At 50.2% G+C, this 19,109-nt stretch carries 16 protein-coding genes; 3 read left to right on the top strand and 13 right to left on the bottom strand.

Features of this window, described 5'->3' with window-relative positions:
• Positions 1–33: 33 nt before the first annotated feature.
• From CMR03_RS06610 to gmk, 6 genes are all read right to left on the bottom strand, one after another.
• Positions 34–1,407 (bottom strand): nucleobase:cation symporter-2 family protein, encoded by a 1,374-nt coding sequence (locus tag CMR03_RS06610; protein WP_063881062.1) that lies wholly within the window; start codon positions 1,405–1,407, stop codon positions 34–36.
• Positions 1,408–1,493: 86 nt separating this feature from the next.
• Complete coding sequence (gene recG / locus CMR03_RS06605; protein ID WP_096011125.1) at positions 1,494–3,572, bottom strand: ATP-dependent DNA helicase RecG; 2,079 nt, start codon at positions 3,570–3,572, stop codon at positions 1,494–1,496.
• On the bottom strand, positions 3,569–4,270 hold the full coding sequence (gene trmH / locus CMR03_RS06600; protein ID WP_096011124.1) for a tRNA (guanosine(18)-2'-O)-methyltransferase TrmH: 702 nt from the start codon (positions 4,268–4,270) through the stop codon (positions 3,569–3,571). The genes recG and trmH overlap by 4 nt, the downstream gene beginning before the upstream one ends.
• Positions 4,271–4,273: 3 nt before the next feature.
• Positions 4,274–6,382 carry a bifunctional GTP diphosphokinase/guanosine-3',5'-bis pyrophosphate 3'-pyrophosphohydrolase gene (spoT, locus tag CMR03_RS06595; RefSeq protein WP_063877734.1) on the bottom strand — a complete coding sequence of 703 codons (2,109 nt, stop codon included), beginning with the start codon at positions 6,380–6,382 and terminating at the stop codon, positions 4,274–4,276.
• Positions 6,383–6,402: 20 nt separating this feature from the next.
• The gene (gene rpoZ / locus CMR03_RS06590) at positions 6,403–6,678 is read right to left on the bottom strand and encodes a DNA-directed RNA polymerase subunit omega (protein WP_063877733.1); all 276 of its coding nucleotides are present in this window, start codon (positions 6,676–6,678) and stop codon (positions 6,403–6,405) included.
• A 54-nt stretch (positions 6,679–6,732) separates the two neighbouring features.
• On the bottom strand, positions 6,733–7,356 hold the full coding sequence (gene gmk / locus CMR03_RS06585) for a guanylate kinase (RefSeq protein WP_063877732.1): 624 nt from the start codon (positions 7,354–7,356) through the stop codon (positions 6,733–6,735).
• Positions 7,357–7,596: 240 nt separating this feature from the next.
• On the opposite strand from gmk, the gene ligB reads away from it, so the two are divergent.
• Positions 7,597–9,366 carry an NAD-dependent DNA ligase LigB gene (gene ligB, locus CMR03_RS06580; protein WP_096011123.1) on the top strand — a complete coding sequence of 590 codons (1,770 nt, stop codon included), beginning with the start codon at positions 7,597–7,599 and terminating at the stop codon, positions 9,364–9,366.
• On the opposite strand, the gene CMR03_RS06575 is transcribed toward ligB, so the two are convergent.
• From CMR03_RS06575 to CMR03_RS06550, 6 genes are all read right to left on the bottom strand, one after another.
• Positions 9,280–9,897 (bottom strand): trimeric intracellular cation channel family protein, encoded by a 618-nt coding sequence (locus CMR03_RS06575; RefSeq protein ID WP_063877730.1) that lies wholly within the window; start codon positions 9,895–9,897, stop codon positions 9,280–9,282. The two genes, ligB and CMR03_RS06575, sit on opposite strands and share 87 nt — an antisense overlap.
• 447 nt (positions 9,898–10,344) lie before the next feature.
• Positions 10,345–10,989: an oligosaccharide flippase family protein gene (locus CMR03_RS06570; RefSeq protein ID WP_063877729.1), complete on the bottom strand. Its 645-nt coding sequence runs from the start codon at positions 10,987–10,989 to the stop codon at positions 10,345–10,347.
• Between the two features lie 777 nt (positions 10,990–11,766).
• Positions 11,767–12,690: a kdo(2)-lipid IV(A) palmitoleoyltransferase gene (gene lpxP / locus CMR03_RS06565; RefSeq protein ID WP_063877728.1), complete on the bottom strand. Its 924-nt coding sequence runs from the start codon at positions 12,688–12,690 to the stop codon at positions 11,767–11,769.
• Positions 12,691–13,212: 522 nt separating this feature from the next.
• The gene (locus tag CMR03_RS06560) at positions 13,213–13,488 is read right to left on the bottom strand and encodes a hypothetical protein (RefSeq protein ID WP_063877727.1); all 276 of its coding nucleotides are present in this window, start codon (positions 13,486–13,488) and stop codon (positions 13,213–13,215) included.
• A 1,015-nt stretch (positions 13,489–14,503) separates the two neighbouring features.
• Complete coding sequence (locus CMR03_RS06555; RefSeq protein WP_096011122.1) at positions 14,504–14,992, bottom strand: DUF943 family protein; 489 nt, start codon at positions 14,990–14,992, stop codon at positions 14,504–14,506.
• A gap of 511 nt (positions 14,993–15,503) precedes the next feature.
• Positions 15,504–16,367, bottom strand: a complete 864-nt coding sequence (locus CMR03_RS06550) for a YicC/YloC family endoribonuclease (protein ID WP_063877724.1) — start codon at positions 16,365–16,367, stop codon at positions 15,504–15,506.
• Positions 16,368–16,524: 157 nt separating this feature from the next.
• Here CMR03_RS06550 and CMR03_RS06545 point away from each other — a divergent pair, with 157 nt between their 5' ends.
• A complete protein-coding gene (locus CMR03_RS06545; RefSeq protein WP_096011121.1) occupies positions 16,525–16,977 on the top strand; it encodes a DUF3574 domain-containing protein in 453 nt (150 codons plus the stop codon).
• Positions 16,978–17,012: 35 nt separating this feature from the next.
• Here the strand turns inward: CMR03_RS06545 and CMR03_RS06540 are convergent, their stop codons facing one another.
• Complete coding sequence (locus tag CMR03_RS06540; protein WP_063881061.1) at positions 17,013–18,197, bottom strand: NupC/NupG family nucleoside CNT transporter; 1,185 nt, start codon at positions 18,195–18,197, stop codon at positions 17,013–17,015.
• A gap of 154 nt (positions 18,198–18,351) precedes the next feature.
• Here CMR03_RS06540 and rph point away from each other — a divergent pair, with 154 nt between their 5' ends.
• Positions 18,352–19,068: a ribonuclease PH gene (gene rph / locus CMR03_RS06535; RefSeq protein ID WP_013027743.1), complete on the top strand. Its 717-nt coding sequence runs from the start codon at positions 18,352–18,354 to the stop codon at positions 19,066–19,068.
• Positions 19,069–19,109 lie beyond the last annotated feature (41 nt).

Raw genomic sequence — 19,109 nt, 5'->3', positions numbered from 1 at the left:
AAATAGCAGGCAGGTCCTGACCTGCCTTTAAAATCACTTTTCCGGTGGGAAGATCAGATTAAGCACAATCGCCGTAATACCGCCTGCGGCAATACCCGAAGAGAGCAAGGTTTTCAGCCAGTCAGGCGCAAACTGCAGAATCAGCGGTTGCTGTGACACGCCAAGCCCTGCGGCCAGCGAGAGGGCGATAATCATGATGGCGCGTCGGTTCAGCGGCTCTCTGGAGACAATACGCACGCCGGATGCTGCGATGGTCCCAAACATCACAATAGTGGCACCGCCCAGAACCGGCTCAGGGATATGCTGTACCAGTCCACTGACCGCCGGGAACAGGCCCAGCAGGATAAGCATCAGCGCCACGACAAAACCAACATAGCGGCTGGCAACACCGGTAAGTTGGATAACGCCGTTATTCTGTCCAAAGCAGGAGTTGGGGAAGGTATTAAACAGGGCAGACACAAACGAGTTAAGGCCATTCGCCAGCACGCCGCCTTTCAGGCGCTTCATATACAAAGGACCGCTCACCGGCTGCTCCGACACGTCAGAGGTGGCGGTGATATCACCAATGGTTTCCAGCGAGGTCACCATAAACACCAGCATCAGCGGGATAAGCAGGTTCCAGTCAAACCCCAGGCCGTAATAGAGTGGAGTCGGTAGCGCAATCAGTGGCTGGTTTGCGGGCGTATTGATGGATGGCAGCATATCCAGCGCCCAGGCGAGCAGGTAGCCAACCGCCATGGCAATCACCAGTGAGGCGACGCGCAGGTAAGGATTTTTCTGACGGTTCAGAAGGATAATAACCAACAAGACCGCACCGGCCAGTAGCAGGTTTTTAGGCGCGCCGAAGCTGTGGTCGTTCATGGCGGCGAAACCACCACCGACGGACGTCAGGCCAACCTGAATAAGGGACAATCCAATGATCATCACGACAATACCAGATACCAGAGGCGTGATGATACGGCGTGCCAGATGCAGCACCCGCGACAGTACCATTTCCGTGCAGGATGCCACCATCAAGGTGCCAAACAGCGCTGCCATCATGGTGGGCACATCTGCGCCGCCATTTTTCAGCGCCATGCCGCCCATAATCAGCGGCGTCACAAAGTTAAAGCTGGTGCCCTGAATGGACAGCAAGCCTGAGCCGACCGGCCCCCAGGTTTTGATTTGCAGAACGGATGCCACGCCAGAGGCGAACAGGGACATGCTGATAATGTGCTGCGTGTCCTGTGCCGGTAAACCCAATGCCTGGCAGATCAACAGCGCGGGCGTAATCACGGCGACAAACATGGCCAGCAGATGCTGACCGGCCGCAAACAGGGTTTGCGTAAGTGGCGGACGATCTTCCAGACGGTAAATCAGTTCACTTTTACTGGCGGTAGTCGGGTTAAGCTGCTGATTGGTTGACATCGTAACGGTTCCCAAAAAAAAGTGTGGCGATTGTAATCGTCCACGGATCAAAAGCAAACGTTTGCCTGGTGGTGCAAAAAAAGGCGTCAGGCGTTGCTGTAGCGGCCGGTTTCCGGTAGCCAGCGCTCGATCAGTGCCTGGGCCTGTTCGGGATAGTGCTGGTGGATGTGCCGCGCGACGCGTTGTACTTCAGGAATCATAGCCTGATCGCGCAGGAGATCGGCGACCTTAAACTCCGCGTTACCGGTTTGGCGCGTACCCAGCAGTTCGCCCGGCCCGCGGATCTCCAGATCGTGTTGGGCAATCACAAAGCCGTCGTTGCTGTCGCGCAGCACCTGTAAACGCTTCTGTGCCGTTTTGCTCAGCGGCGCTTTATACAGCAGTACGCAGTGAGACGCGACTGCGCCACGGCCTACGCGCCCGCGCAGCTGGTGAAGCTGGGCAAGACCGAGGCGTTCTGGATTTTCAATGATCATCAGGCTGGCGTTTGGCACATCCACGCCGACCTCGATAACGGTCGTGGCGATCAGCAGCTGTATCTCGTTCGCTTTGAAGGCCTGCATCACCGCCAGTTTCTCCGCTGGCTTCATGCGGCCGTGCACCAGCCCTACCTGTAAGTCCGGCAGCGCGATTTTTAACTCTTCCCATGTCGCTTCTGCGGCCTGGGCTTCGAGCAGATCGGACTCTTCAATCAGCGTACAGACCCAGTAAGCCTGACGACCTTCATGGCAAGCGCTTTGCACCCGGGCAATGATCTCACTGCGACGGCTGTCAGGAATGGCGACAGTCGTCACCGGCGTTCTGCCCGGCGGCAGCTCATCAATGGTTGAGGTATCGAGATCGGCATAAGCGGTCATCGCCAGGGTACGCGGAATCGGTGTGGCGGTCATGATCAACTGGTGAGGATGGAAACCCTGCTCTTCCCCTTTTTCCCACAGCGCCAGCCGCTGGTGAACCCCAAAACGGTGTTGTTCATCAATAATCACCAGCGCCAGACCGTTGAACTTCACCTGCTCCTGAAACAGGGCATGCGTACCGACCACCATGGCTACGTTGCCGCTGGCAATAGCATCTTGCTGCGCCTGACGCGCTTTCCCTTTTTGTTTGCCCGCCAGCCAGCCGACTTCCAGGCCAAGTGGCGCAAGCCACTGACGGAAATTATTGGCATGCTGCTCAGCCAGCAACTCTGTCGGTGCCATCAGCGCCACCTGTTTGCCGTGGGCGATAACGTTCAGGGCTGCAAGGGCCGCGACCAGCGTTTTACCCGATCCCACGTCACCCTGGACAAGCCGCAACATGGGATAATCGTGCGCTAAGTCTTTTTCAATTTCTGCCACGACGCGTTTTTGGGCGGCAGTGGGGGAAAAAGGCAGGGCGGCCAGTAAGCGGTCACTCAACGTATGACGGGCGGGCATCGGCAGCGCGTAATGGCGCTGCGCACCGGCCCGAACCGCCAGCATACTGAGATTATGCGCCAGCAGTTCTTCAAGAATCAGCCTGCGCTGAGCGGGATGCTGCCCACTTTCAAGTTCGCTGAGTTTGACATCGGGTGGGGGACGATGCAGCGTGCGTAAGGCGTCGGGCAGGCTGATCAGTCCGCCGCTTAACGCCTGCGGCAACAGTTCCGTAATAGGGCAGTTTTCCAGCAGAGTTAATGCCTGGTCGGTAAGATTGCGCAGTGTTGCCTGACGAATGCCTTCGGTTGTGGGATAGACCGGCGTCAGGGTTTCTTCCAGCGTCACATGGCTGTGCTCGCCCTGTACGCGGTATTCCGGATGGATAATTTCTGCGCCGCGCTGCCCGCGTTTAATTTCGCCCCAGGCGGTTACCCGGCGGCCGGGTGCGAGGCTGTTTTTCATACCGGCATTGAAGTTGAAGAAGCGCATGGTTAACACGCCGCTGCCATCGCCGATCTGGCACACCATCATACGTCGGCGGCCAAAAGTAATGTCGGTATGCAGCACGTCGCCTTCGACCGTTGCCCAAATTCCCGGTAACAGGTCGTTGATAGCATAAAGCTGGGTGCGATCTTCATAACGCAGAGGAAGGTGTAGCAGTAAATCCTGGATAGTATGCAGGCCAATTTTAGCCAGCTTTGCTGCCTGGCTGGCGCCGACGCCGGTCAGGGTACTGAGCGGTATGGCATCCAGCAGATGGCCTTTCATTTCTTACTTCTGCCTGTTGCTTGCATCGTTGCCCACCAAGTGTCATCGGCTTCTATCTCGCCCTGCGCGTTGATATGGGGATAGGGCATCCGTTTATGTTTTGCCACGCGCGCCAGAACAGGATAGCCCCCTTCAAACAGCAGGCGCTGTTGTTCTTCGTGTGCCAGAAGGCTGGACTGGCGTTGATACATACCGGCATTTTGCCGCTGGCGCTGGGCTTCATAAAGAATCAGCGCGGACGCAACGGAAACGTTGAGTGACTGAACCATTCCCACCATCGGAATAATGATGTGACGATCGGCCAGTGCCAGGGCTTCATCTGTGATACCGGTTTTTTCCTGACCCATCAAAATGCACGTGGGTTTGGTGTAATCAATCTCACGAAAATCCACAGCGTCAGCAGAGAGGTTTGTCGCCAGTATCTGCATCTTTTGCGTTTTAAGATGGCCAATAGCGTCGGTGATTGAACGGTGCGTCACAACCTTTACCCAGCTATTGCTGCCGGCCGAAGCCGAAGCCTGGGTTCGCATGCGTTGGCTTGGCCACACGGCATGGACCTCATGAATCCCCACCGCATCCGCAGTGCGGATCACCGCGGAAACGTTGTGCGGTTTATGCACCTGCTCCATGCAGACGGTAAGGTCATGCTGACGCAGGGCCAGCATTTCCTGAATACGAGAAAAGCGTTGAGGATTCATGCACTAGTTACGGTTGCGGTGAACTTTAATCACATCCGGCATCACACGAATTTTACGCATGATATTCGCCAGGTGGACTCGATCGCGTGCGGTCAGACGGATAAAGGCACTGTAAACGCGGCCATCGCGTTCTTCAGTATTCAGGCTCTGAATATTGGAGCCCGCCGTGTTGATCGCTGCCGTCAGGTTCGCCAGTGCGCCCTGGTGGTTAAACATATCGACCTTGATCTCAGCCACGAACTCTTGCTCCGTGACTTTATCCCACTCCACCGGCATGAATTTTTCTGGCTCTTTTTGATAGCCGCGAATATTTCGACAGGATTCATGGTGAACAACCAGGCCTTTACCCGGACTGACGTGTGCAACAATCGGATCGCCGGGAATAGGACGACAGCATTTCGCAAAGGTAATGAGTACGCCGTCTGCGCCTTTGATGGGCAGCTTGCCCTGTTTTTTGTTGTTATTGAGCGCGTTAGTGTCAGTTTGAAGCAGGTTTTTGGCCACCACCACGCTCATTGCATTCCCCAGGCCGATTTCTGCTAACAGATCGTCCAGCGAGGTCAGCTTCATGCGGTCAAGCTCATGCTTGATGTTTTCAGCCGGCACTTCCGCCAGTTTACGACTGCCGCCCATCGCATGGCTGAGCAGGCGACGTCCCAGATTTACCGAGTCTTCACGCTTGAGGTTTTTCAGAAGCTGACGAATCTTAGCGCGCGCTTTGGAACTGACCACAAAGTTGAGCCAGGCGGCGTTAGGACGTGCGCCGGGCGCAGTAATAATCTCAATGGTCTGGCCGCTGGTGAGCGTCTGGGACAGCGGATAAGGCTGACGGTCAACGCGCGCGCCCACACAGGCATGACCAATATCGGTATGTACTGCATAGGCAAAATCGACCGGCGTGGAGCCGGTCGGCAATTCGACGATGCGGCCTTCTGGCGTAAAGACGTAGATCTCATCCGGGAAGAGATCGGACTTCACGCTTTCAATGAATTCAAATGAGCTACCGGCGCTCTGTTGCAGCTCCAGCAGGCTTTGCAGCCAGCGCTGGGCACGAATTTGCGCCGTGGTGCCGCTTTCGCCAGCTTGTTTATAAGCCCAGTGCGCGGCAACCCCCATTTCGGCCATCTGATCCATATCTTCGGTACGGATTTGCACCTCAACCGGTACGCCATGCGGCCCGATCATAGAGGTATGCAGAGATTGATAGCCGTTAGCTTTGGGAATGGCGATATAGTCTTTTACCCGCCCCGGACGTGGCTTGTATAAGCTGTGCATCTGGCCCAGGACGCGGTAGCAGGTATCCAAATCTTTCACGATAACGCGAAAGGCGTAAATATCCATGATCGAGTGAAAACGCTGCTCTTTCAGCGTCATTTTGCGGTAAATCGAGTAAAGGTGCTTTTCGCGCCCGCTTACCCGGCAGGGAATACCGGCTTCCTGCAGGCGACCGTCGATCTCAGAGAGGATTTTTTGAATCATCTCTTTACGGTTGCCACGGGCCGCTTTCACGACCTCTTTAATCACCCGAAAACGATTGGGGTAGAGCGCTTCAAAACCCAGCTCTTCCAGTTCCGTTTTTAGGTGATGAATCCCCAGGCGATGTGCCAGAGGACTGTATATTTCCAGCGTTTCCAGCGCGATGCGACGGCGTTTATCAGGACGTAACGACCCGAGCGTACGCATGTTGTGGGTGCGGTCAGCCAGCTTGATGAGAATGACGCGGATATCCTGCACCATCGCCATAATCATCTTGCGGAAGTTCTCTGCCTGCGCCTCTTTCTTATCACGGAATTTCAGCTTATCCAGCTTTGAAACGCCTTCAACCAGCTCGGCAACGCTCTTACCAAACAGCTGTTCCATATCCTGATAGGTGGCAGGCGTGTCTTCAATGACGTCATGCAAAAGCGCGGCCATGAGGGTTTCATGGTCGAGCTTCATTTCTGCCAAAATACAGGCTACCGCGACAGGATGCGTGATGTAAGGCTCGCCGCTGGAGCGTGTCTGTCCCTCGTGGGCATCACGTGATACGAGATAGGCTTGCTTGAGGCGCTTAATCTGGTCCTCAGGCAAGTATTGTTCAATCAGTTGATTGAGACTTTCAAACAGATACAAGGTTGACCTGCAGCTAGCTGTTAACGACGACCTTCAGCGATAGCGGTAACGGCCTGTAACTCCGCGGCTTCCTGCTCTTGCTGCTCCTGACGATCACGCACATCTAAAATCTGATTGGTGACCAAACCTTCTTCGATTTCGCGCAATGCGATAACGGTGTGTTTATCGTTCTCTTCGGGAACCAGCGGATCTTTTCCGCCTACCTGCATCTGACGTGCACGACGTGCAGCGACCAACACCAGGTCAAAACGATTACCCACTTTTTCTACTGCGTCCTGAACGGTTACGCGTGCCATAGGTGTGCTACTCCACAGATGAAGAAATGACTCGGCATCATACTGAAACTGGGTTCAGACTGCCAACAGTTTGCTGATCAAAGCGTCATGGCGCGCTTTCTGACGGGCCATGCGCAGACGTTCTGCGCGAATAATGGTTTTCAGATCGGATAACGCCAAATCAAAATCATCATTCACGATTAAATAGTCGTATTCGGCATAGTGGCTCATTTCTGCCACGGCCTGTGCCATACGACGTGCAATGACCTCTTCGCTGTCCTGACCGCGACCACGCAGGCGACGATCCAGCTCTTCTTTAGAAGGAGGCAATACAAATATACTGCGCGCGTCAGGCATTTTAGCGCGAATTTGCTGCGCACCTTGCCAGTCAATATCAAGAAAAACGTCTACGCCGGTCGCCAGAACTTGTTCAATCGTCTTACGCGCGGTGCCGTAATAGTTGTCGAAAACTTTCGCGTGCTCAAGGAAGGCATCTTCCTCGATCATCTTTTCGAACTCATGCTGTTGAACAAAGAAGTAATGTTCACCATGTGCCTCGCCCGGCCGCATGCCGCGCGTGGTATGTGAAACAGACACTTGCGTATCATACAGCGGCTGCGTTTTTAACAGCGCCTGAATCAGACTGGATTTCCCTGCGCCACTGGGAGCAGAAACAATATAGAGCGTACCTTGGGCCATGATTTTCTTGAATTGATTAAGTGCGGAGTCGATTTCCTGCACAGTATACACAGCTTCCCCGCGCCACGCAGCGTTTGCGCCGCCCTCGCGGCGAAAAGTTTATGCGACCAGGTACGCAGAGCCGCTTTTCGCATCTGAAAACACACCTCAATGTTCACACAAGCCGTCCCAGAATGCGCGAATGCAGCTGGCTCAGCCTGACGTTCAGCGCTTGAATGATAAAAAATCAGGAGGTGACGGATGAAAGGGATGTTAACTGCCGGGCTGATGCTGTTATTCAGCCCAATTTATTCCTGTGGGGCCTTGTGTCCTGCATGGACGCCTGCACGGGCGGTGAGTGAGATCGGTCATCTGCAACAACAGCTTCGGCACTGGGATAACGCGTATTACCAGCAGGGGCATTCGCTGGTTGCGGATGCAGATTACGATAGTTTGCAGCAGCGGCTTAACCACTGGCAGCGCTGTTTTACGCAGACGGCGGGCGACTATGTGCCTGCTTTGCCGGGGGACGGTACTTTGTGGCATCCGGTTGCGCATACGGGCGTAAAAAAAGTACAGGATAAACGTGCACTGGGTTACTGGATGCAGACGCGGCAAGACCTTTGGGTCCAACCGAAAATCGATGGTGTTGCCGTCTCGCTAATCTATCGACAGGGAAAACTGGTGTCGTTAATTAGCCGTGGAGATGGTTTACATGGTGAGCAGTGGCTGGCGAAAGCCAGACGGATTCCCGCCATTCCGGCGATGATTGACAGTGATGACGCTACCGTTGTCTTACAGGGCGAGCTTTTTTTGCGGATGACCGGTCATCAACAGGCGACCGATGGCGGCAAGAACGCCAGAGCCCGCGTTGCGGGGGCAATGATGAGTCAGGAAGACTCGCCGCTTCTGGAACAACTGGGTATTTTTATCTGGGGCTGGCCTGACGGGCCAGCCAGTATGCATGAACGCCTGACCCGATTGGCCGCATGGGGATTCGATCTTGCCAGTCACTGGACCCAACCCGTTCAGGATGAAGAGGAGGCTGAAAGCTGGCGTGATCGCTGGTTTCATGCACCCTTGCCTTTTGTCACCGATGGCGTTGTCGTGCATCAGACAACACGTCCGGCGGGAAAGTACTGGCAGCCAGGTGAGGGGGAATGGGCTATCGCCTGGAAATACCAGCCACCGGCGGTCAGCAGTGAGGTACGCTCCGTTGATTTTTCGATAGGGCGCACGGGAAAAGTCGCAGTGGTACTGAACCTGCAACCTGTGCAGTTGGATGATAAAACCGTCAGGCGAGTCAGTATAGGGTCGCTAAAACGCTGGCGTGAGCAGGATATTATCGCAGGCGATCAGGTGACGATTAGCCTTGCGGGTCAGGGCATTCCACGGCTTGATCGTGTTATCTGGCGCGTGGCGCAGCGGGATTACCCTGAACCGCCTGAACCTGAGCAATTCACGCGACTAAGTTGTTATACCTTAACGCCGGATTGCCATCGCCAGTTACTGGCGCGTTTGAGTTGGCTGAGCCAAAAGTCAGTGCTCGACATTCCTGGTGTGCAACGCAGTACCTGGCAACGGCTACTGGAAACCGGCTGTATTACGCATCTGTTTTCCTGGCTGACCATTACGCCAGAACAAATCGCCGCCGCAGCGGGTATCTCATCCGAGAGAGCACAACACATCTGGCATCGGTTTGATTTGACCCGGAAACAACCTTTGCGTCGCTGGCTCAATGCGTTAGGCATTGAACTGCCGCAAAAGGCACTGCGCGCATTAGACGATAAAGCGTGGGACGCTGTGCTGACTCGGGATGTAAAAGGCTGGCAATCTCTGCCCGGCGTGGGCGCATTGCGGGCAGAACGTATTACCTCACATCTTAAGGATGCCGGGCTGCGAACGTTGATTACCTTTTTACAGCAGCAGGGTATCCCTTCCTCATCAATGATCGGGATGGGGATAATTGAAGATGGGCAAACCGAGGCGAAATCGCAGGGCCAGCAGGCGGGCAAAGAAGCCAAAGAGTAAGGTGATAATAATCACAACCTCATGTGCCAGAGGGGTTTTCAGCAGCAGGATGTACATCCAGCCTGATGCGAACGCGATACCGGCATATAACTCTTTTTGAAACACCAACGGGATACGATTACAAAACATATCGCGCAAAACGCCGCCAAAGACGCCGGTAATAACCGCACTGATCGCGGCAATAATCATGGCATGGCCCGAATCCAGGGCGACCTGCGCACCGATAATAGAAAACACCACCAGACCAAGCGCATCCAGTACCAGAAACACCTTTCGTAGATGGGTCATTAACGGCGCGACAAACGTGGTCACCACGGCAGCAGCGGCTACGATCATGATGTATTCAGGATGCTTTACCCAACCCAGCGGATAATGACCAAGGAGAATATCGCGCACTGAACCCCCACCTATCGCGGTCACAGAAGCAATGATGATCACACCAAACAGGTCCATTTTACGACGGCCAGCGGCAAGCGCCCCCGTCATTGCCTCAGCGGTGATACCAAGGATATAGAGAACAGTAAGTAACATAGCAGGCTCCAGGAAGACGGCGGCAAGGCTACGCCACTGAAGAGAACGGCGCGACTGAGATTTTCTGTTAATAGCTTTAAAAGTATCAGTAAAACTCACTCTTTCAGGCTAAGCTTTTATTAATCAATAATTTATAGAAAATTAAGGGCCTGTATCAACACAAATTCTATTGGATAAACCGGGTCAGCCTTACTCCCCGTTGACGTATTGCACGGCTCAGGCTCTTTGAGACGACATTATGTTGGTATAAACAGAGAAAGGAAACAGTGTAAGCCGGGAATCTACAGGGCTGATTAATGGCAGCCCGTATGCGGGGTGAGCGCAAGTGAAGTGTGGTTTAAGCGAGCGGAGAAGGCTGTTGATGCAACGTGCCAGGTCTTATAAAAACCGTGCTGATCGACAACACGGCAAGACCGCTTTTCAGGTGTCCGGCATCCAGCAAGCGCATTATATATTCCTGAGGCAGATCTGGAAGAATGTTTTCAGACTGAATTGATATACCGGTTGAAACCATATACGGCCATAACAGCAGTAAGCCAGCATTCTTACTGACACCATTGCCAGGTAGCCCCATAGTGCGCACAAAACCGAAGGTGTGCTCCATACCGTCAGCAGTGTAATGACCAGGCCCACGAATACGGATGATATTTCGCAAAATGCGATATCGGAAAATTGTTTTTCGCGCTGCAATATCGCGCGATAGTGTTGCCCCTGAGGAATGATGATAAAGATGACGGCAGCCATCTCAAGCATCATGGTTATCTGTGGCTGATTAAACAGCCGATCGACAACAATGCCGGAAATAAAAAAAACAGCAAAAATGATCAGTCCCAGCAGTATGTTGCCCCAGTAAATAACCGATAACCTATTGACTGAGAGTGTCGAATAACGAATCACGCTGTTTGAGAACCCGCGATCCGCCAGTGTGTCAATGACCAGCAATCCAGCAATGACAACAGCCAACAAATTAAAGGCTTCAGCCTGCAGGATTTTACCCAGCAGGGAAAGTTGCAATACGCCAATGCTTAATATTTTAAACGATGAAAGAAGCGGCCAATTAACGTGTATAAGATTTATTTTACGTATCGCCATAATATTCCCGCCGGGTAAATTGTTATGAGGGTAAGCAGACAGTGATGCCTGCTTACCCTCGGGGTTATTTATATTTTATTGTGGTTTTTCAGTTAACACGGCCTTGAGCACATCAGCACTGTATAAAAATCACGTGGAGTGCTAAATGCTTTTTTATGTTTAATGCCCAAACCTGTTCTTCTGTTCTTGATTTAACGATGAACATTAAAAACGATCCCTGTTATATCGTTATAAAGGTTTTGCTGTGTGTAGATAATTTATAACGCTTTTTAATGAGGTTAACATCATAAGGAAAATCTGATATGTGATTTGAGAAAGGCGATAATGTTTATTGTCTGGATGATATTTCTCACTTGCTAAATAAACGCTTCATAACGACTTGTGGCAAAGTCACGTATGACTATTCAGTAGTAAACAATACAAAATAAAAAAGGCTTTGAAACGTTATACATAGCATCGTTTTAAGGCGATGACCCAGGATTTTTCCCGTATGAAACACTTAAGCCGGGGCAAATAAAGTGCAAGGTGGTTATGTAAGCAATGGTCGTAGCGCTTATCCATTCTGAACGTAAAAATTTCCCAGACGTCAGAATATGTTCATGGTAGAGAGGCACAACGTCATAAGAGGAGGTATGGCAGATGCGGGTACGGCCGTTTTATGGTCAGGACAGAATATTGATATCTGCACGCTGGATGAGCAAGTGCTGTGAGTCGTAACGGGGAAAGAGCGATAGCGGCAGTATGAAAAAATAAAGCAGGCTTGAGCCTGCTTTATCGTTATACGTAGAGAGACGCTTCACCTGGTGGACGCGTTTTAAATCGGCGATGCAGCCAAAGGTACTGGTCAGGCGCTCGCATGATTTGGCTCTCAATCACTTTATTCATATAGGCAGCGGCGGCTGATTCATCCGTATGAGGGTAGTTTTCCAGAATCGGTTCGATAATCAGTTTATAACCATCGTTGCCTGGATTACGAATCAGCATGATCGGCACCATCGCAGGCTTGGCCAGGCGAGATAAAACGTATGTGCCGTTTGTTGTCGCTGCTTTCTCAACGGCGAACAGCGGTGCGAAAGTACTGCCTTTTGGGCCGTAATCCTGGTCCGGTGCAAACCAGACGGATTCGCCCTGCTTAAGCGCCTGTACCATCCCGCGCAGATCGCGACGGTCAATCATCGCCTTATTGGAACGCATGCGGCCTTTGGTCTGAACATACTCCATCGCGCGGTTATTATGTGGTCGGTACATAGCCATCATCGGCTGACACAATCCGCTGATGCGGCCACCCAGCTCCAGAGACATAAAATGGATACCGATTAACATCACGCCCCGGCCTTCATTCTGAGCAGAATAGAGGTTTGCAAGCCCGGAGACAGTAAACAGGCGCTTAACGGCGTGGTCCGGCCAGAACCAGGCAATGCCTGTTTCAAGCAGCGCCATACCAAGAGAAGCAAAGTTTCCCGCAATCATGCTTTCTTTGTCTTCATCACTGATGCCAGGAAAACAAAGTTCAATGTTACGACGGGTAATGCGCTCTCGACGCTGAAGGAAATGACGGGAAAGTTTACCGGCACCTGCGCCAAGTCGCATCAGGACAGGATAGGGAAGTTGAACTAAGAGCCAGAGAATGCCAAGACCAAACCATGTAAACCAATAACGGGGATGTAAAAGGGTGCTGCTGAACTGCCTGGTGTTTTTCATCATTGACCTTAAAGGATTGATGGATGTAACGCAAAAAGACCCATTCCTTAAGTTCCCAAGCGGTACGGCTGTACTAACTACGACCAGCACTTTATCAAAAAGTGCCCTCTGTCACAGTGAGCTTTCGTCATCTTCAGGATTAGGATGATCGATTGCATCGGGGCGTCATCGAGCAAGAAATGGTGGTGTGAAAATATTTTATTGTTATAAAACAATGTCTTATTTTTTCGGTTGTGTGTTGAGGATAGCAAAACAGGCGTCTGGAAATTAAGACAGTTCTGTACTCAACAGCCACCATCTTTTCGATAAATTTACATTCTTAGTGGCAAAAATCTAAAAAATGACTATGCATGAGTATGCACAGGCTTCTTGTGAAAAGCTACATGATGAATGCGTGCGCACTGTTCAGGATGTTTGAGAACTGGAAATTCAGCGGAAATTATCCTCACAAGCGATACACGTTTACCCACATACGTAACGTGTATGGCTTAAGAGAAAAACCGAGTCTGGAAAAGAAAAATCCTAGTTATAGGTAATCGTCATCAGGCGAAAATCACCGACTTTTTTTAACTGCACCTTACCCAGCTTAAGCGGCAAAGATTGTTGGCTGTCATTCATACGCAGGGTTGTGGCTTCAGTTTTTCCTCCTCTCGTGCAACTTTGTTTAATCTGAGAATTAACAATAAGCGTGTCACAACCGGGTTCCACAATTGAACCTTTGAAATTGATTTGTCCGCCAGTGGCAAATGACAATGGCGATAACGTCATTAATACAAACACAAAAGTTAATTTTTTCATGGCTTCAGTCTCTGATTGGTTTCACAAAGAAAGAACGGCATTTAAAAATAAAACTTTAGTAGAACATTCGTTTTTTATTTCTCATCTTTGCTTTTTTAATACGAAAATGTGAGCGAATTGGTGTTTTTTTGTTGTGTTATAATACCGAGCATTAAAAATAAGCAGGCTTATCGTTTCTGAAATTTTTTGCGCATCTGGCTTTTAATTAATGATTTCTTTCGGAATAACGCATTTTGGGTAATGAAAGGCAACTTAAAACTAATCGTACTTATCAACGCGTATAAAATTTTTTACATACGCATTCTGAGTGATAACTCAATGAGGTAGGCACGATTACACGTGCTGACACGTAACGTCATGTACTGATCTTACATACATAAGAATTTTCCTTATTCTTATTTTTTACCTGAGTTGTCGGCTGTCACGCTTCTATGATTAGCGATGACGTTTTTTAACAGAGAGGTTTTCTTTTCGGGAGGTTAACGAGATGAAGCGCAAATGCTTATAATGGAATGGTTGCTTATATCGTGTAAATACAAAAAATTTTAGCAAGCGTGCAGAATTAGTCGCTGTAAGGTTAGGAAGTCGCATGATAGATAACGTTCTGCATGCTTAATTATTTATCACCTCAAGGGTGATAAATGAAGGTGGCGTTATACAGGCTCACAATGCGTTAATACGTCATGATATCAATCTATCGGTAGGCAGGGTTTAAATATCGCCACCATCCTGCTTGACAGGATGGTGCTTAGTTTTCTCATTAAGACATTGCTCACCATCTGTGAACAAGTTTAAAATAATACTAACGATAATTAATATATATGAGAAATAAAAAAGCCCACTTAATATGGGCTTGCATTTGTTAATGCAGTTGCATGGATATTGCTCATGTTCTGGATTTTAATATCGATTGGAATAATTAATTATTATTAATCATAGGGTTAGTGGTTTCCTTTGCAGTGCATTTCTGTTTCACTCACAAATCCACTCACCGTTAAGCATAATGACAAGCTATTCAGCTTACAGGTTTAATGGTTGTCGTAAATCTATCACCTTTGATCAGTTCACCAGAAGGTTTTCGATAGTAAGACTCACCATCAAGACGGTAATAAGTGTAGCCATCCTTTGTTCTAGTGATATCCATGATCCAGTTTGACTTGTCTATACAGTTTTCTTCTGTTTTTATGTCGTCAAAGCATAGCAAGTAATCGATATCATGGTCTGGAAACAACCCAGAGTTCTTAGGCGCTAGCTTTTGATACTTGCCATCAAATTTCCAGATTGAAACATTGTACGTTTCAGGAGAAGAGATGGTTTTAGCACCATTATTATCCCACCACTTGATTTTATCACTATCAGTGAAAGGCATGTTTTTAACCAATAATTCTTGAGTGGAATCGGTGCCATGAACGGCAAAGACTATTGGAGAATTGAAAAAATCACATGAAAAAAAAGCTAAAGTTGTCAATGCTGCAACATAAGCGAGCGTTTTTCTCATGCTCATTGACGCCTCCGGTAGTGTAGTCAAAACGGTGCTTTCATTTTATTGAAATGCGTAAAATAAATCTACCACCCCTAAAAGTGAAACTGTAATTTAACATCTAACGGGATAGAATTAGATGTTTATACTGTCATCTTTATAAATTTTACTTCCTTGCTTGATGCTTTTTTCATGAGTAATCTGTTTTGAATATTTTTAATATAAAAATTAAAGGTTGCATCGAAATAAATATTAGTGATATTTCCTTAATTAAAGTGTGCAAAAAATCACTTACGTAACCGGCCTGTTTAATTAAAGTGAAAGCTTATGATTGGATTGCATTTAATGTGCCCTTGGCAGGGTGATGCGGTGAGTTATTAATTAATAAATGCAGGGTGGGGTTTTTTTTCTCATTAAAATATTGCTCACCATCAGCGCATAATTCTCAAATAATACTGACGATCATTGATGTAAATGAGAAATAAAAAAGCCCACTTAATATGGGCTTGTCTTTATTAATGCAGTTGCATGGAGATTACTCGATATTCTGAATCTGCTCACGCATCTGTTCAATCAACACTTTTAACTCAATCGCTGAGTTGGTGATCTCTGCATTAATTGATTTAGAGGCCAGCGTATTCGACTCGCGGTTGAATTCCTGCATCATAAAGTCGAGGCGACGTCCTACGGCTTCTTTTTTCTTCAGAATGTTGTACGTCTCTTTGACATGCGCATCCAGACGATCCAGCTCTTCTGCGACATCCACACGCTGCGCCATCATGACCAGTTCCTGCTCCAGACGGTTGTTTTCCAACTGTACTTCGGCGTCTTCCAGTTTGGCGATTAGACGTTCACGCTGCCACTTGATCACGTCGGGCAGTTGAGCACGCACTTTACTTACCTCATGCGTCACCGCTTCCAGCCGCTGCTCAATCATCGCTTTTAATGCACTACCTTCGCTTTCGCGTGCGTCGATGAAATCATCCAGCGCGCCATCCAGCGCCTGGATCAGCTGTGTGTTGATCGTATCCAGATCCTGCTCTTGCGCAGACATCACGCCCGGCCAGCGCAAAATATCCAGCGGATTGATCGAGCCTTCGTCGCTCTGCATTTTTACCCAGTTAGCGGCCTGCACCAGCTGTTTAGCCAACGACTCGTTCAGCATCAGCTCGCCTTGCGCGCCCGGGTCAGCATCAAAGCGCAGATTACATTCGATTTTACCGCGCGTCAGGCGCTGACGAATGCGTTCCCGAATCATCGGCTCCAGCCCGCGGAACTGCTCCGGCAGACGGATGTAGGTTTCAAGATAACGTTGATTAACGGAACGCAGCTCCCAGGCGGCGCTGCCCCAGTCGCCTTTGACTTCACGGCGGGCATAGGCGGTCATACTGCGGATCATAAGCGTTACTCATTTTCAGAAAGATTAGCGTCAGTATAACGAGGCAAGGCTAACCATAACAGGTGTAAGCGTGAACAGGATGAGATAACAAATTATTTCCGCTTTTAGCAACAGGCACTTATGCTGTTTACTGGTTTACTCATCGAGGATCCCTTTTATGTCTCGTGTATTGTGCTTTCCTGTACTGCTGACCTTGCTGTTGGCTGGCTGCCACTCGCCGCCTCCGCCTCCGCCGTCTGCACTGCAACTTGCGCCCTCTACCCGGCCCGTTCCCATTTGCGCTGGCGGTGAAGTGATGATGCAAACCACATTGTGGTTTGGTCTCAGCAAGCCAAAAGGTGGCAGCGTGAGTTCACAGGACTGGATGCGTTTTATCGATAAAGAAGTGACCCCGCGCTTTAAATCTGGATTGTCGGTTTATGATGCCCAGGGGCAATGGCTGAGTGAAAACGGTCAACTGGCGCGTGAGAAAAGTAAAGCGTTGGTGCTCATTTATAATTTTGACAGCGATAGCAACAGCCGTGTTGAAGCACTGCGCGAGCAGTATAAAAAAGAGTTTGGTCAGGAATCGGTCATGCGCGTCGATTCGCCTTCCTGCGTGAGTTTCTGATGTCATTAACGGCGGCATTGGCCGCCGTGAAAGAATCAGATAAACAGTCCGGCGAAGGCCGCCGAAAGCAGGCTTACCAGGGTTGAACCATAAACCAGTTTCCAGCCAAATCGGGAAACGACGTTCCCCTGCCGTTCGTTCAGCCCCTTAATCGCGCCTGCCACAATGCCAATTGACGCAAAGTTAGCAAAAGACACCAGGAATACCGACAGGATGCCTAATCCTCGTGGCGTCATGCCTGCCGCGACTTTCTTCAGCTCGATCATGGCGACGAATTCATTGGCGACCAGTTTGGTTGCCATAATGCTGCCAGCCTGGAGGGCGTCGGCGGCAGGAATACCAATTAGCCAGGCAAAGGGATAAAAAACATAGCCAAGGAGCTGCTGGAAACTGTATCCAAACACGGCGGCGAACAGGGCGTTGATGGCCGCGATTAAGGCAATAAAACCAATCAGCATCGCCAGGATGATCATGGCCACTTTAAAGCCTGCCAGGATGTACTCACCCAACATTTCGAAGAAACTCTGTTCTTCATGCAACTTGTCCAGTGCGACAGGCTGCTCATCACTTTCCTTGCCGGGATTGATAATCGACAGGATGATAAAGGTGCTGAACATATTGAGCAGTAACGCAGCCACAACATATCGAGCCTCAATCATCGACATGTAAGCACCGACAATGGACAGCGAAACGGTGGACATGGCGGTTGCGGCCATCGTGTAAAGGCGCTTAGGTGGGATATCGGCCAGTATACCTTTATAAGCAATAAAGTTTTCAGACTGGCCCAGTACCAGCGTACTGACTGCGTTAAAGGACTCCAGCTTTCCCATGCCGTTGATTTTAGACAGGACTGTTCCCACGAGCCGGATCAGCAATGGCAGAATGCGCCAGTGCTGCAAAATACCAATCAGGGCGGAAATAAAAACGATCGGGCAGAGTACGCCAAGAAAGATAAAGGCCAGGCCTTGTTGACTCATGCCGCCAAAAACAAACTCTGTGCCTTGCGCAGCAAAACCAAGCAGCGTTTCAAAAAAGCGGCCCACCGCACCCACGAGCGCCAGTCCACCGGCAGAATGAAGAAAGAACCAGCCCAGTGCGGCTTCAACGACAATAAGTTGAATAATATAGCGTGGGCGAATGTGTTTACGGTCATGACTGACCAGTAACGCAAGGGCGAAAATCACCACCAGCGCCAGCAGGAAATGAAAAATAGCGGCCATAGTTTTATCAGTTAGCAAATATGCGGCAAAAGGTAAGGCATTTAGCCATACTCCAACATGAATTTCATCATGAGCCTGACGGGCCAGGGCAAGAGACAGCAGGCCAGGAAGTCCGTATAATACGCAGCCAACCATTTGCAAGCCGGAGATAACCATGCGTCCAGCAGGCCGTAGCGCACATCAGGTGCGTCCCGTCACATTGACCCGCAATTACACCAAACACGCAGAGGGTTCCGTTCTGGTGGAGTTCGGTGAAACCAAAGTGCTCTGCACTGCAACGGTGGATGAAGGTGTTCCGCGTTTCCTCAAAGGGCAGGGCCAGGGCTGGGTCACCGCCGAATATGGCATGTTGCCGCGTTCAACGCACAGCCGTATGGCGCGTGAAGCCGCAAAAGGGAAACAAGGCGGGCGCACACTTGAGATTCAACGTCTTATTGCCCGGTCATTGCGTGCCGCTGTCGATCTCAAGGTGCTGGGTGAATACACCATCACGCTTGATTGCGACGTGATTCAGGCCGATGGCGGTACCCGGACAGCCTCGATTACCGGCGCATGTGTGGCACTGGCCGACGCGCTAAACAAGCTGGTGGCCAGCGGTAAGCTGAAAGCGAACCCGATGAAAGGGATGGTCGCGGCCGTATCCGTGGGCATCGTTAACGGTGAAGCCCTGTGCGACCTTGAATATGTCGAAGACTCCGCCGCTGAAACCGATATGAACGTGGTAATGATGGAAGATGGGCGCATGATCGAAGTGCAGGGCACTGCCGAAGGCGAACCTTTCAGTCATGAAGAGTTACTGGCACTGCTGGCGTTAGCGCGCGGCGGTATCGAAGAATTAATTCAGGCGCAAAAAGCAGCGCTGGAAAAGTAAAGTAACAGGCGACCACAGAGTCGCCTTTTTTATCTGAGGAG

It is taken from the genome of Pantoea allii, from assembly GCF_002307475.1.
Lineage (GTDB): Bacteria > Pseudomonadota > Gammaproteobacteria > Enterobacterales > Enterobacteriaceae > Pantoea > Pantoea allii.
The sequence above is the reverse complement of the archived record's forward strand: the minus strand, read 5'-3'. Positions and strand labels throughout refer to the sequence as shown.

What these genes read in the sequence shown, in the direction of transcription:
- CMR03_RS06610 (WP_063881062.1), bottom strand. Translation starts at nt 1,407, where the DNA reads ATGTCAACCAATCAGCAGCTTAACCCGACTACCGCCAGTAAAAGTGAA.
- lpxP (WP_063877728.1), bottom strand. Translation starts at nt 12,690, where the DNA reads ATGAAAAACACCAGGCAGTTCAGCAGCACCCTTTTACATCCCCGTTAT.
- trmH (WP_096011124.1), bottom strand. Translation starts at nt 4,270, where the DNA reads ATGAATCCTCAACGCTTTTCTCGTATTCAGGAAATGCTGGCCCTGCGT.
- CMR03_RS06540 (WP_063881061.1), bottom strand. Translation starts at nt 18,197, where the DNA reads ATGGCCGCTATTTTTCATTTCCTGCTGGCGCTGGTGGTGATTTTCGCC.
- CMR03_RS06545 (WP_096011121.1), top strand. Translation starts at nt 16,525, where the DNA reads ATGTCTCGTGTATTGTGCTTTCCTGTACTGCTGACCTTGCTGTTGGCT.
- rph (WP_013027743.1), top strand. Translation starts at nt 18,352, where the DNA reads ATGCGTCCAGCAGGCCGTAGCGCACATCAGGTGCGTCCCGTCACATTG.
- CMR03_RS06555 (WP_096011122.1), bottom strand. Translation starts at nt 14,992, where the DNA reads ATGAGCATGAGAAAAACGCTCGCTTATGTTGCAGCATTGACAACTTTA.
- gmk (WP_063877732.1), bottom strand. Translation starts at nt 7,356, where the DNA reads ATGGCCCAAGGTACGCTCTATATTGTTTCTGCTCCCAGTGGCGCAGGG.
- rpoZ (WP_063877733.1), bottom strand. Translation starts at nt 6,678, where the DNA reads ATGGCACGCGTAACCGTTCAGGACGCAGTAGAAAAAGTGGGTAATCGT.
- recG (WP_096011125.1), bottom strand. Translation starts at nt 3,572, where the DNA reads ATGAAAGGCCATCTGCTGGATGCCATACCGCTCAGTACCCTGACCGGC.
- CMR03_RS06560 (WP_063877727.1), bottom strand. Translation starts at nt 13,488, where the DNA reads ATGAAAAAATTAACTTTTGTGTTTGTATTAATGACGTTATCGCCATTG.
- CMR03_RS06550 (WP_063877724.1), bottom strand. Translation starts at nt 16,367, where the DNA reads ATGATCCGCAGTATGACCGCCTATGCCCGCCGTGAAGTCAAAGGCGAC.
- ligB (WP_096011123.1), top strand. Translation starts at nt 7,597, where the DNA reads ATGAAAGGGATGTTAACTGCCGGGCTGATGCTGTTATTCAGCCCAATT.
- CMR03_RS06575 (WP_063877730.1), bottom strand. Translation starts at nt 9,897, where the DNA reads ATGTTACTTACTGTTCTCTATATCCTTGGTATCACCGCTGAGGCAATG.
- CMR03_RS06570 (WP_063877729.1), bottom strand. Translation starts at nt 10,989, where the DNA reads ATGGCGATACGTAAAATAAATCTTATACACGTTAATTGGCCGCTTCTT.